This window comes from Calothrix sp. NIES-2098, assembly GCF_963875125.1.
In the GTDB taxonomy this organism is placed as follows: domain Bacteria; phylum Cyanobacteriota; class Cyanobacteriia; order Cyanobacteriales; family Nostocaceae; genus Aulosira.
Map to the genome: position 1 here is coordinate 5369215 of NZ_CAWNKJ010000001.1, position 12206 is coordinate 5381420.

The 12206-nt window shown below is 37.6% G+C and carries 8 protein-coding genes; 4 read left to right on the plus strand and 4 right to left on the minus strand.

The features are described from left to right. Positions 1–304: 304 nt before the first annotated feature. The 4 genes from AACU33_RS22620 (at position 305) to AACU33_RS22635 (ending at position 4892) form a co-directional block, all read left to right on the plus strand. Positions 305–499 carry a hypothetical protein gene (locus tag AACU33_RS22620; RefSeq protein ID WP_096590771.1) on the plus strand — a complete coding sequence of 65 codons (195 nt, stop codon included), beginning with the start codon at positions 305–307 and terminating at the stop codon, positions 497–499. Positions 500–815: 316 nt separating this feature from the next. Beyond that, the gene (locus AACU33_RS22625) at positions 816–2981 is read left to right on the plus strand and encodes a CHASE3 domain-containing protein (RefSeq protein ID WP_096590772.1); all 2166 of its coding nucleotides are present in this window, start codon (positions 816–818) and stop codon (positions 2979–2981) included. A gap of 48 nt (positions 2982–3029) precedes the next feature. Beyond that, a complete protein-coding gene (locus AACU33_RS22630; protein ID WP_339376221.1) occupies positions 3030–3473 on the plus strand; it encodes a response regulator in 444 nt (147 codons plus the stop codon). A gap of 210 nt (positions 3474–3683) precedes the next feature. Then, positions 3684–4892, plus strand: coding sequence for an ATP-binding response regulator (locus AACU33_RS22635; protein ID WP_096595352.1), 1209 nt, complete (start codon positions 3684–3686; stop codon positions 4890–4892). Between the two features lie 98 nt (positions 4893–4990). On the opposite strand, the gene AACU33_RS22640 is transcribed toward AACU33_RS22635, so the two are convergent. The 4 genes from AACU33_RS22640 to AACU33_RS22655 form a co-directional block, all read right to left on the minus strand. Further along, a complete protein-coding gene (locus AACU33_RS22640) occupies positions 4991–6724 on the minus strand; it encodes a putative bifunctional diguanylate cyclase/phosphodiesterase (protein ID WP_096590774.1) in 1734 nt (577 codons plus the stop codon). Between the two features lie 420 nt (positions 6725–7144). Continuing rightward, positions 7145–9517, minus strand: a complete 2373-nt coding sequence (locus AACU33_RS22645; RefSeq protein ID WP_339376222.1) for an MHYT domain-containing protein — start codon at positions 9515–9517, stop codon at positions 7145–7147. Positions 9518–10064: 547 nt separating this feature from the next. Further along, positions 10065–11486, minus strand: coding sequence for a sensor histidine kinase (locus AACU33_RS22650; protein WP_096590776.1), 1422 nt, complete (start codon positions 11484–11486; stop codon positions 10065–10067). 93 nt (positions 11487–11579) lie between these two features. Further along, complete coding sequence (locus AACU33_RS22655) at positions 11580–12038, minus strand: DM13 domain-containing protein (RefSeq protein WP_096595353.1); 459 nt, start codon at positions 12036–12038, stop codon at positions 11580–11582. Positions 12039–12206 lie beyond the last annotated feature (168 nt).

Sequence of the window (12206 nt, forward strand, 5' to 3'; positions counted from 1 at the left end):
TATTGAAGATTGCAGCAATTACACTTTAATACTTAACCAAACGCACTGAAAATTTACTAAAAAATAGCAGTTCTCGCCGCACAAATTCTCCAAGATTATTGAGTATATCATCTTCTAGAAACTCGTTCTGGCTTACTTCTTAGCCACTAGAAGCAGTTTCAATTTATCAAAAGATATTTGATGAGTATCACTAAACATTACTTCCGATAGAGGGATGAAGCAAACAGAACTATATTCTAGATAGATAAATTTACACTCCGGTTGTTCTTAAAATGTAGCCAAGAACAAATTAAAGGAGTTTAATATGTCTGAAGAACAAAAACAAAAATCTGAAGGTACTACACCCACTGCTTCTGGTGGCTATCAAACCCCCCTTGAAGAGGATATCCGCAAAACTGGTGATGCCGAAAAAAGCGATGCTAGAGAAACTGCCAAGCCAGAAGCACCAGGTGAAGATAATGTAGCAGGTAGCCCCAATCAAGGAACTGAATCTCGCTAATTAGTTGCAATTGCGTCAAATTAACCCAGCCTAACAGCATCTTTTTATTCTGTCCCTAATTCAGCAAATTCGAGTGGAGATTGCGATCGAGAGCGCAATTTTCCACTCACTTTTATTAGGAATCAAAACTTATCAATAGACGATTTTGACGTTGTTTTAGTTGGTGCGATCGCTATTTTAAAACTATCTATAGCTTCCATAGTTGACATAATTCAATATATTTCAGTAACCCTCTAGTTATATCATCGTATACAGGATGTTATTAACAGCTTACTATTGAGAATAGAATGCTAGGCAACACTTCTGTAATGAGGCGATGAGACAACTAACAGAAAAATTTGTGATAGGTGGTTTTGGTTTAGCACTACTGCTATTATCTAGCGTGGGTGCGGCTTCCTTTTGGAGCGTGCAAAAGCTCAAGGAAGACAAGCAATGGGTAACTCATACCAATCAGATCTTAAATATCCTCGATCGTTTAAATAATGGATTTCTAAATGCCGAAAGCGGACAACGGGCTTTTATGCTTGCTGGCAAGGTAGATTACCTCAAAAATTATGGAACCAACAAGCAGGAAGTTTATCAATCATTCCAATCATTGCGCCAGTTAACCAGGGATAATCCTAACCAACAACGCCGATTAGATACTCTCAAACCTCTAATCGATCGTAGATTTAATTTACTGGAAGAGTTAATTGATTTACTCAAACAAAATTCTTCAGATCGGACAAAATTAATAGTCATTACAGAGCAAAATCATACAGTAACTAAACAATTCCAGTTAATTAGCCAATTAATGAAAGATGAAGAAATCATCTTATTGCAACACCGAACAGCATTAACAAATTATAGAGTCAATCAAATTATTTTTGTAATTAGTGTTGGATACGCTTTGAGTTTTGCATTGCTAATATGTGTTTATATACTACTACATAAACAAATTCGTATTAACAAAGCATTATCAGAAGAAGCTATTCATTTAGAAAAACAAGCTGCCAAAGCCCAATTAGCAAATATTTTAGAAACAGTATCAGATGCTTTTATTGCTCTAGATAATAATTGGTGCTATACCTACGTTAATGAAAGAGCCGGACAAATCTTTAATCGCAACCGACAAGAATTAATTGGCAAAAATATCTGGGAAGAATTTCCCGAAGGTGTGGGGCAAAAGTTCTATCACGCCTACTACCAGGCTGTAGCCGAACAGCGAGTCCTTGAAATTGAAGAATATTATCCACCTTGGGATCGCTGGTTTGAAAATCGCATTTATCCTGCAAAAGAAGGACTCTCAATTTTCTTTCAAGATATCACTCGTCGCAAACTCGCAGAAATTACCTTAGAAGAAAGCGAAAAACGTTATCGCTCGCTAGTTATTGCTACTGCTCAAGCAGTTTGGATAGCTGATGCTCATGGTTTACCAAAAGAGTTTTCTTCTTGGAGAACTTTGACTGGGCAAAGTGAAGAAGAAGTAAAAGATTGGGGTTGGCTGGATGCAATTCATCCTGAAGATAGACAGTTAACAGAGTCTATTTGGAATCAAGCATTCGCACAAAAGAGTATTTACAATGTAGAACATCGCGTGCGAGTTACTGATGGTAGTTATCGATTTTTTGCAGTCCGCGCAATTCCTGTATTAGATGCGAATGAACAGATTATAGAGTGGGTGGGTACTCACACCGATATTACCGAGAGAAAACTTGCGGATGAGGCACTAAAACAGGCAAAAGTAGAGTTAGAAATTAAAGTTGCAGAACGCACAGCAGAATTATATAAATTGAATGAGGATCTCAAACGTTCTAACCAAGAGTTAGAGCAGTTTGCCTATGTGGCTTCTCACGATTTACAAGAACCATTACGCGCCGTAGCTGGCTATAGCCAATTATTAGGGCAAGAATATCAAGAGTGCCTGGACGAGTCGGCACGAGAATACTTGACTTACATTGTTGATGGCGCAACCAGGATGCGGCAGTTAATTCAAGATTTGCTGGCTTTCTCCCGTGTGGGAACTCGCGGTCAAGCATTTGTCGCCACTGATTGTAATATCGTACTTCATCAAGCGCTGAGTAATTTACAAGTAGCGATCGCAGAAAGTCAGGCGATGATTACTCATGACCCTTTGCCGACTGTACTTGCCGATAAAACCCAACTAGTACAACTATTTCAAAATCTCATCGGTAATGCCATCAAGTTTCGCCAAGGTGAGTCACCCCAAATTCATATCGGTGTAGCCAAAACAGCAGAAAACCTCGAACCTAATCCTGATTGGCTCTTTTGGGTAAAAGATAATGGCATCGGTATTAAACCCCAATATCTTGAACGTATTTTTGAAGTCTTTCGCCGCTTGCATACCCGTCGGGAATTTGCTGGTACTGGTATTGGTCTTGCTATCTGCAAAAAAATTGTTGAGCGCCACGGTGGGCGAATTTGGGCAGAATCTCAGTTAGGAATAGGAACAACATTTTATTTTACACTCAATAAAAATTAGATGTAATGTATAAAGTGCTTACAATACTTATAAGTAATACTGAGGATAATGAACAATCAAACATTCCGATGCATTGAAATTTTGTTAGTAGAAGACTCTCCTAGCGATGCCCACCTGACCATTAAAGGCTTCCAGAAGGCCAAGATTGCCAACAACCTGCACTGGGTTGAGGACGGTGAAACAGCGATGAACTACCTACGCCAAGAAGGTGAATATACCAACGCTCCTCGTCCAGATTTAATCTTGCTCGACCTAAATCTGCCCGGTTTGGATGGGCGCGAAGTTCTCACAGAAGTAAAATCCGACCCAGACCTCAAACGGATTCCTGTTGTCATCCTCACAACCTCAACAGACGAACATGATATTCTCCGTTCTTATAATCTCAGTGCTAATTGCTACGTTACCAAACCTATCGATGTCTACCAATTCATCGAGGTTGTGCAATTGATGCAAGACTTCTGGTTGGCAGCAGTGGCTTTTCCACGAGACTAGCAAGTTAGAAAAATTCTGTAATTACAGATAAATACAGTCGTTTAGCTGGAAATTTTATGTAACAGAATATTAATAAAATATATATAACTGCATATAAACATTAAGAAACACAGATAAGTCTGTATTTAATCTCGATTAGCAGCGTTGTAAATAGAGTGTGGCAGCAGCAAAACCAGGAAATTATCTACCAAATTGATGAAAGCCTACCTTATGGAAAAGACAACAATTCACATCCTACTGGTAGAAGATAGCCCTACTGATGCCATGTTGCTGCGTCAGATTTTGTCACGTGCAAATCCGGGAGAATGGCAGATGACCCATGTTGAGAGGTTATCTGAGGCGATAGATATTAGTAGAGAAAATACGAGAAAAACTCCGGATGATTTTCAAAGTGAGAGTTTTCGCCAACACCAATTCGATGTCGTTTTGTTAGATCTCTACCTTCCCGACTCTATGGGATTAGATACAGTAAAAGAATATCGCACAGCAGTACCTGATATTCCAGTTGTAGTATTAACTGGGCTTGATGATGAAGATTTAGCACTTCAAGCCATGACCGAAGGAGCGCAAGACTATCTTGTCAAAGACCAAATTACAATCCAACGATTATTGCGGTCGATTCGCCATGCAATAGAACGGGGCGAAATTCTCAACAAATTACGAGAAAGTGAAGAACGTACTCGTCAAGCCCTAGCAAAAGAGCAGGAACTCAACGAGTTAAAGTCAAACTTTGTGGCGATGGTTTCCCACGAGTTTCGTACTCCCATGACGACGATTCGCACAGCAATAGAGATGCTGCAATATAACAACGATCAACTCACGGATGAGCGTCGCGCTAAATACTTTAGTAGAATTCAAAAAGCTATTAACCAGACAATTGAACTTTTAGATGAGATACTGTTCTTAAGTAGAACTGAAGCATCTAAACAAGAACTCTATCCGCAACTTTTAAATTTAGAAAATTTTTGTAGCGAACTTACAGAAAGTTTCCAACTCAGTGCAGGTAGCCAGCACAATATTATTTTCACTTTTCAAGGAGAACGCCCAGAAGCTGAAATGGATGAAGAACTACTCAATTGTATCTTCACTAATTTACTTTCTAATGCTATTAAGTATTCGCCACCTCAGAGCAATGTTTTGTTTGAGTTGACCTGTCAGGATAATATTGCAACTTTTAAAATTCACGATCGAGGTAGAGGAATTCCTCTCAAGGATCAATCGCATCTATTTCAAACTTTTTACCGCGCCAGTAACGTGAGGACAATTAAAGGAACAGGGTTAGGGCTGGCTATTGTGAAAAAGTGCGTGGATTTACATGGGGGACAGATTCAAATAGAAAGTAAGCAAGATATAGGCACAACAGTGACAGTAAAGTTGCCATTACACTCTGCTGCTGTATCGCAGAATTTGAGATTTTAAATTTTCAATTTGGATTAAAGAGTTTCTCTCCTAAATTCCCAACATTAAGATTGTTTTACTTCTAGATTCTGCTGTATGTTAGATTCTGCTGTATGTAATTATGCAGCCTCCTTAATTGGCTGACAATTTTGCTTCAGCAGGTCAGTGATTCTGTCAGCAGGAGCCGGGATACCAAAGTAGAATCCTTGACCTTCTTGACACCCACGCTCTTGTAAATATTCTAGCTGTTGTTGAGTTTCTATCCCCTCGGCTGTAATCTTTAACTGGAGGCTTTTAGCTAGAGCAATAATGGCATTAGTGACAGCAGCGCTATCAGGATTAGATGTCACATCTTGCACAAATGACCGATCGATTTTGAGCATATTTACAGGAAAGCGCTTGAGATAGTTTAAGGAAGAATAACCAGTGCCAAAGTCATCTAAAGCTATCCATATTCCTAATTCTCGTAATTGCTTGAGAGTATTAACAGAATGTTGAATATTTCCCATTAAAAAGCTTTCCGTCACCTCCAATTCTAAGTAAGATGCTGGCAATTCTGTTTCTTGCAGAACTTGTCTGACAACCTCGACTAAATTTGGTAGTTCAAACTGTCGCGCTGAAAGGTTCACTGACATCCGAATTTGTTGCAGTCCGGCAAGTTGCCAAGCACGATTTTGGGCGCAGGCGGTTCGCAAAACCCATTCACCAATGGCTACAATTAAACCGTTATCTTCAGCAATAGGAATAAACTTTGCTGGAGAAACCAAACCTCTGGTAGGATGCTGCCAGCGCACTAGTGCTTCTAGCGCTGTAATTTGTCTGGTGTGTATATCTACTAAGGGTTGGTAATAAACTACCATTTCACCGCGCTCCAGCGCTCCGCGTAATTCGTTTTCTAAGGTCAATCTCTCCTGCAACTGCGCGTTCATTTCCGGCGAATAAAATTGATATTGACTGCGCCCTTGCTGTTTTGCTTGGTATAGTGCAATGTGAGCTTGTTGCAGTAGTCGATCTACACTATTGCGTTCCCCGCTGGGGTTGTCGGAGACATCGCTTATTTCATTAATGGCAATCCCAATGCTAGCTGTAAGATGAATTTGCTGGCCTTCGATCGCAAACGGCTTAGATAGGGTACTCAGTAATAGCTGCGATCGCTTAATTACGCTTTCAAACGAAAGTATATTTGTACAAGCGATCGCAAACTCATCTTGATTTAAATGGGCTAATATATCTGTTTTACCCAGTCCACTGTTCAAACGTTGGGCTACTGTTCTCAATAACTGATTGCCAGTTTCATGCCCTAAAGCATGACTGATACCAGTAAAATCATCAATTCCTAACAAAAGCACAGCTACAAGCTGCTGGTAATTCTGAGATTGCGATACATTATGGTAGAGGCGATCGCGGAATAAATCTCGATTAGGCAATCCAGTCAAATTATCATAATTACTGATCTGGTGAATCAACTCATCTAATTTATAGAGAGTTTGTGAGGTATCTGCCATTAATGTGCCTGCCTCATCGGCAAATTCTGTCGGGAGTTCGGGTAATTTTTTGTGATGTAAATAGTCTTGTAATGCAGCAGATGTCAAAATCACAGGAGCGAGGAGATAATGCAATACAAAAATAGTCGCTGCTGTCCCTACTAGGGTTGCTAAGAGGGCAATTAGCAAGACACGCATTGCTATCTCCCAAGAATAGGAGTTAGAAGTAACAAAACTGATGATTAAAGTTAACAGAGGTACGTGAGTACCAATAAATGCCACCAACATAATTTTGGCGATATAACTTTTTTTAATTAATCCCAATTGCGCCAGAGACGAATATAGATAAAGTTTGTGTTTTATCTGCATATAATCTTATTCAAGTTAAAAGTCAGTTAATGTTCTAATAAATTTGTCTGCAAGGCAAGCATAAAAATATTAACTACTATTGTATGAATACAAAGTTCAAAATAGTAGAACAATATATCGCTACGGAGCTTGCTTTTCTAAATTATGAAAAATTCCAAGTTTTAATTTTCTAATTTGTAATTGCTGCCAAGCAATATTAATTTTTTATTGAGCAATTATTTTAGATATTCTACCACTATTTTGTAAATCAATAATCTATCTTATATATCTATAAAAACCTTGTAAATAGGCGGGAAGATCCCCTATTTTAGCTTTGTTTCAGTATAGTACTAATTATCAAAATAAATACAAGTATCTTTTTGAAAAATGTTCGTATCTTTATATTTATTTTAGATTTATTAAGCAAGCTAATCTCAGTAGTTACATACTATAAACTTGATTTTTTGTCGGAATTTTAATAATAAATTCTGATTTTTCACCTATAACCGAATTACACGTTAAGGTTCCACCATGCTGTTGAGTAATTATCTGGTAGCTGATAGATAAGCCTAGCCCTGTGCCTTTTCCTACTGGTTTTGTGGTAAAGAAGGGATCAAAAATCTTGTTTAAATTTTTATTATCTATGCCTAAACCATTATCAGTAATCCGAATTTCGATCCAATTATTATTAATTAGCTTGGTCTCGATCGAGATTTTATAGTTATCTAATAAGCTCCGATTTTGTTCTGAATATATTTGATGATTTTGCATTTTTTCTTCTAATGCCTGAATGGCATTTATTATTATATTCATAAATACTTGATTGAGTTGACTTGGATAACACTCAATTAAAGGCAAGGCATTGTAGTTTTTGACTACTGTAATAGCTGGACGCTGTGGCGTTGCTTGTAAACGATGCTGTAAAATTAGCAAAGTATTTTCGATACCTTCATGAATATCTACTTGCTTGATTTCTGCTTCATCTAACCGAGAAAAGTTACGAAGACCCAGCACAAACTGCTGAATTCGCTCAATTCCTCTGGACATTGCACCTATACTTTTGTGCATGTCTTGATTCATTTCGTCCAAGTCTGCATACTCTAAAATTTCCTTGATTTTCTGTCTATTTTCTGGGTATTCATCGTGATAAATTTGTACGAATTTGAGTAAGTCTAATAGATTTTGATGAATATAATCAAGATTGCCAGAAATAAAATTGAGTGGATTATTTATTTCATGAGCGATACCTGCTACTAGTTGTCCTAAGGACACCATTTTTTCATTTTGAATTAATTGGGTTTGTAGCTGTTTAAGTTCGCTTAAAGCTTCTTCTAATTGCTGTTTTTGAATATTAAGTAGTGCTTCCTTATGTAAACGTTCTTGAATTTCCTGTTCTAATACTAGAGATTTTTGTTGTGTTTGTTCTAATAACTCAACTTGCTCTAAAGCAATTCCTAACTGACTGCTAATTTGCACAATGATATTTATTTCTCTTTCTTTCCATTGACGAGGTGCAGAATTTTGATAAGCAGCAAGCAATCCCCAAAGTTTTCTATGAGAATAAATCGGTATAATCACATAAGATTTTGCTTGCAGCTGCTCTAAAAGAGTAACGTAACAATTATTAAATCCAGCATTGTAAATGTCTTCTACAACTCGATAAGGTAATCCTTGGCTGTAAACACCGCCTTGTGTCGCTTGCAAGTAAGTGTCTTTAACCGAAATTAGATTACTTTTGTTAAACAAACATTTATTATAGGCAGTAACATTCTCTTGGATTTGAGAATTTTTATTTTGTTCTTGGTATAAAGAAATCCAGCCCTCGTCAACAGACTCAGCAACAAAATATCCACTCCAGTCGGGATTAAAACGATAAACAACCACGCGATCGCAACTAATAACTTGCCGCAATTCTGAAGTTGTAGCCGCAAATATACTTTCTATATCTAATGTTTGCCGCATTCTTTGAATTGCCATACTTAGGGCTTTTTCCCGTTCGGCACTTTCTTTCAAAGCTGTTTGCCAAATTAACTGATCTGTATACCGACGATCGAGTAATGAGATGATGAGAGTGGCAATTAAAATCAAAAAAGTAGCAATACCAATTTCAATTGCTAACCAAGAATTAGATGCTCTCCAATCTGCACTCAAGACAAATTCTGGTATCTTGATGAAGCAAGTTGCCCACATTCCTGTGTAGTGCATACCAGTAATAGCAATTCCCATTACTAAAGCACTACTCAACTTCAGCCAGTTAAAACTTGATTTTGGCAGATTACGAAAGTAAACAGCCAGCCACAAAGCTACGCCTGAAGCAGAGATAGCAATTACAATTGACAAAGCAACAAGCCATTGATTGTAGTGAATCGTCGCTCCTGAAACCTCCATCCCAGCCATACCTAAGTAGTGCATGGAAGCGATCGCTAATCCCATAACGACACTACCACTAAGCAATATCTGTATACTCAGTTTTGGGCGACTCAATACAAGTAATGCTAGTCCAGAAGCACCAATTGCATCTGCCCAAGAAAGCAGTGTAATTTTAATATCGTAGGTGACAGGTATTGGCAACTTAAACGCCAACATAGCAATAAAATGCATTGACCAAATACCCGTTCCCATTGCTGTAGCACCACCAAAAATCCAACTCAATCGTGCTTTGAGTGGTAAGTCTGGTGTAACTCGATTGGCTAATTCTAGTGCTGTATAAGAAGCAATTATGGCAATGGCAAATGATAATACTACTAAAAGTAGTTCGTAACTTCCAAAAATCATTTTATCTACAAGAGTATTAGATACGTTTAACGAAAACATCGACTCAAAAGTGTATTGATGGCTTTCTGAGAATTTTATAGTTATATTTAAATTAGGTATCATTAACTATAGTGAAATTACCGATATACGCTCGCTTTCCTTTCACTTGCTAATGACTTACTATTAAGCTTTAGAATAGTATTTTTATTACTATTTGTAAATCAGCCTATGTCGCGGTTTTGACATTAAAAATGTATCTTTAATATGCTAAATTGCTGCAAAAAGGTGATTTGCAGGTAAATCTGGGGCTAGAGGTCGCAAATTATTATGTTTCAAGAGATTAGTAGGCGATCGCAGTTTTACTCCTCATCCATCACAACGCCTAAAACTTTGATAAATCAAGCAATTGACGAAAGCCATCAATTAATTGCTGTGTAACCTTGAAGAGTTTTGACCAACTTTCCGTCCAATCGCTACAGCTTCACGGTATTATCCAACTACCAGAAGCCACCATATTTACTGTCAGGACTAAAGATGACTCTCCAGACAGATGTTGTGTAACCTTAAGAGTGCTGAGTAACCTAACCTCAATATCTAACAACTTAATCTATGAAATAGGTAAACTAATTGTAAATACACTGCCTTCACCTAAGCGCGATCGCACGCTGACACTACCACCCATACTTTCTACCAACGTCTTCACAATCGACAACCCCAAACCAGAACCTCCAGTAGAACGATTTCGATTTTCATCTACGCGATAAAAGCGTTCAAAAATCCGAGATTGGTGTTGCAGCGGTATACCATAACCTTTATCAAAAACTTGAATAGTCGCCTCTTCACCTTGCTGATGCAATTTCACAATTACTGGAGTATCGGCTTCAGAATATTTAACAGCATTATCAATTAAATTTAATAATACTTGTTTGAGGCGATTATAGTCAGCTTTTACTTCAATTGTTTGATTTGTAGACTCAATTATAATTTGGCGATCGCTATACTTATGTGCCATACCAACAACTTCTATAACCAAGTCATTTAGTACGCAAGGGTCTATATTAAAATGTAAATAACCACTATCTGCCCGTGCTAGATCGAGTAAATCTTGTAAAAGACGGATGGTATGTTCTGCTTCTAAAGCAGCAGTTTCTAAAGCTTCTAATTGAGTTGGTGTTAAATTATTTTGCCGACGCAATACACTTTGTAAATAACCATGCACAATTGTTAAAGGCGTGCGTAACTCGTGAGAAACATTGCTCACAAATTGTCGCTCTTGCTCCCAAGATTGAGAGAGGCGCGATAACAGCATATTAAAAGTTTGAGCTAATTCTTTAACTTCACTAGGTGCTTTATCAATAGATAATTGAGCTTCTGGTAAATCCGCTGCGGAAATCACTTCTGTCATGTGGCTAAGTTGACGCAGAGGTTTAAGAGAACGCTGGATATAAAATGCGATCGCTACAGAAATTATAATAATTACCAAACTACTAGCAATACCTAAACTTTGCACCATTGCCAAATACATTGTTTGTTCGCGGGTCACATCCTGTACCACGAATAAATTTCCTAATACGTTACCTTTGATTGGTAATGAACCACCGCACAAAACAAAGTAGCGCTGCTTAACTTTAGTTACTTGGGGTTTAACCGACATCTCTGTGAGAGACATTAATTCCGATGCAGCTGTATCCGATAACTCATCCCAATTATTAGATTTGGCAATAATTTTATTCTCAGGATTTTTTATCCAGATAAAGGTATTGGTATTAATCAAACTATCAACAGACTTTTGTAACCCCTGTTCCGGCGACATCATTGCACTATAAATTTGGACATCACGGGGTAGGCGATCGGCAATTCGTTCAATATTATATTTATGACTATTAATTAAAATTTGCTGCATTTTCCAAGTAGTCCAAATAGCGAGGCTACCTAATCCCAATGTTGAGAATGCAGCAATGCCAATTGTTAGACGTACCCGTAATGAAAATGGATCAATTTTTTGCCAAATTTTGTTGATTTGATTCACTTTGGTACTCGATCGTTTAGTATCGAAATAGTTTCTGCCTTCTGCTTTTCACAACGACAATGTTTAACATAGTTTTACTTTAGGTAATGGCTTTCAACTACTTCTTAAAGGAGCATAGCCGAAAGTAGCATTAAATTGACGACACCATATTGCCACAGATTTAAATTCTCCTAGCTTCACTGTTTCAGGTAAATCATAACGTTGAGTACCGCTTGTTTTTTGCAAGCGAGCAATACTTATATAATCTTTCTCTTTAATCCCAGATATTGGCGGATTCTCAGAACGATACAAAATTACATATAAATCTGGTCCTTGATTAGTTTTAAAATTTTGATCGAACTCTAGGTAGCGTTTTCTTTTTTCAGTAATGACTTTCACTTGTCCCTGAGTAGGTTGTTCCTTAGCCTTAAACGCTCCAACCTCTGCACCAGAACTAGCTACAGTTGTGTTAGGGGTTGTTTGAGTATCTGTCTGACTTGAGGTACTCTCTTTTGCACAGCCTATAGCTATGACAGCAATGAGACTTAAAATAGCTAAATGCTTTAACTTCATAGCGCTCATGTCCTTAAATTTGACTCTAATATTAATTTAAGGCTTTGCACTATAAACAAAATTAATTTAAGCTGAGAATTTATTAAAAATTTAGGTATTCAATTTTGATCGAGATTTAAAAAATAGAGTCCTTATATAATTTTGGGTAGCTTTATTAATTACCACAAC

Excerpts from the sequence above, each read along its gene's own strand:
- AACU33_RS22645 (WP_339376222.1), bottom strand. The coding sequence starts at position 9,517 with ATGTTTTCGTTAAACGTATCTAATACTCTTGTAGATAAAATGATTTTT.
- AACU33_RS22640 (WP_096590774.1), bottom strand. The coding sequence starts at position 6,724 with ATGCAGATAAAACACAAACTTTATCTATATTCGTCTCTGGCGCAATTG.
- AACU33_RS22620 (WP_096590771.1), top strand. The coding sequence starts at position 305 with ATGTCTGAAGAACAAAAACAAAAATCTGAAGGTACTACACCCACTGCT.
- AACU33_RS22630 (WP_339376221.1), top strand. The coding sequence starts at position 3,030 with ATGAACAATCAAACATTCCGATGCATTGAAATTTTGTTAGTAGAAGAC.
- AACU33_RS22655 (WP_096595353.1), bottom strand. The coding sequence starts at position 12,038 with ATGAAGTTAAAGCATTTAGCTATTTTAAGTCTCATTGCTGTCATAGCT.
- AACU33_RS22625 (WP_096590772.1), top strand. The coding sequence starts at position 816 with ATGAGACAACTAACAGAAAAATTTGTGATAGGTGGTTTTGGTTTAGCA.
- AACU33_RS22635 (WP_096595352.1), top strand. The coding sequence starts at position 3,684 with ATGGAAAAGACAACAATTCACATCCTACTGGTAGAAGATAGCCCTACT.